Source organism: Streptomyces aureus (genome assembly GCF_001418135.1).
Taxonomy (GTDB): Bacteria; Actinomycetota; Actinomycetes; order Streptomycetales; family Streptomycetaceae; genus Streptomyces; species Streptomyces aureus_A.
Map to the genome: position 1 here is coordinate 1 of NZ_LIPQ01000428.1, position 1,573 is coordinate 1,573.

At 70.6% G+C, this 1,573-nt stretch carries 1 pseudogene; it reads left to right on the forward strand.

The features are described 5' to 3' along the window. Positions 1-81: 81 nt before the first annotated feature. Positions 82-1,533: pseudogene (locus AOK00_RS29685) on the forward strand (RICIN domain-containing protein). Positions 1,534-1,573 lie beyond the last annotated feature (40 nt).

Below are 1,573 nucleotides of genomic sequence, written 5' to 3' on the forward strand. Positions count from 1 at the left end.
GCTCCCCGCACCCCCCGGTGCGTCCGGCCGTCCCGCATCGCCGGCCCTTTCTCCCTCCCCACAGCCACGAGGTACGCGATCATGCGACGCACTCCCTCGGGGACGTTCACGGTGCTCACCGCACTCTGTGCCGTCCTCTTCTCCCTTCTCGGCTCCCTGCTCGGCCCGGCCGGTACGGCCCAGGCCGCCACGGCGACCGTCACCAACGCCACCCAGTTCACCGACCCGGCGGGCAACCCCGTGCACGCCCACGGCGGCGGAGTCGTCAAGGCCGGCTCGTACTACTACTGGTTCGGCGAGAACCGGAACGCGGACAACACCTTCCGGTACGTCTCCGCCTACCGCTCCACCGACCTGAGGACGTGGGAGTTCCGGAACCACGTCCTCACCCAGAGCACCGACCCCGAACTGCAGTCGGCCAACATCGAGCGCCCCAAGGTCATGTACAACGCGGCCACCGGGCAGTTCGTGATGTGGATGCACAAGGAGAACGCCACGGACTACGGCGAGGCGCGCGCCGCGGTCGCCGTCTCCTCGACCGTCGACGGCGACTACACCTGGCTCGGCAGCTTCCGCCCGCTCGGCCACATGTCCCGTGACATCACGACCTTCGTCGACACGGACGGCGCGGGCTACATGATCTCCGCCGCCAACGAGAACGCCGACCTCCACGTCTACCGGCTGACCGCCGACTACACCGGCATCGCCTCCCAGGTCCAGAAGCTCTGGCCCGGACAGTGGCGCGAGGCCCCCGCCCTCTTCGAGCGCGACGGCGTCTACTTCCTGCTCACCTCCGGCGCCACCGGGTGGTCCCCCAACCAGCAGAAGTACGGCACCGCGACCAGCGTCACCGGAACCTGGAGCGGTCTGAAGGACATCGGCGACGGGACCGCGTACGGCTCCCAGACCGCGTACGTCCTGCCGGTCCAGGGCGCCGCCGGCACCTCGTACCTCTGCCTCGGCGACCGCTGGGGCAACTCCATGGGCGGCAACGTCAACGACTCCCAGTACGTCTGGCTGCCGCTCCGCTTCCCCACCAGGACGACCATGGCCATGGACTACTTCCCGCAGATCACGGTGGACACGGCGGCCGGCACGGTGAAGGGCCTCGGCAGCTGGGAGACCCTCACCGCCGCGCACAGCGGAAAGTGCGCCGACGTCGCCGACCGGTCCACCGCCGACGGCGGCGCCGCCATCCAGTGGAGCTGCGGCGGCAACAGCGTCAACCAGTAGTTCTGGCTCCGGAGCGCCGGCAGCGGCCAGTTCCAGATCGTCGCCCGCCACAGCGGCAAGTGCCTCACCGTGAACGGCGGTTCGACCACCGACGGCGCCGCCGTCGCGCAGTACACCTGCGACGGGAGGGCCGGGCAGCGATGGAGCGTGACCGGCCAGAGCACGGGCGTCCAGCTGGTCGCCGTCCACAGCGGCAAGTGCCTCGACGTCACCAACACGTCCACGGCCGACGGCACCGCGCTCGTCCAGTGGACCTGCAACAGCGGCACCAACCAGCGGTGGAGCCGCACGGCGGTCTGAGCACGCCGTCCGGGCGTGCCCCCCCGTCCGGGCGTGCCCC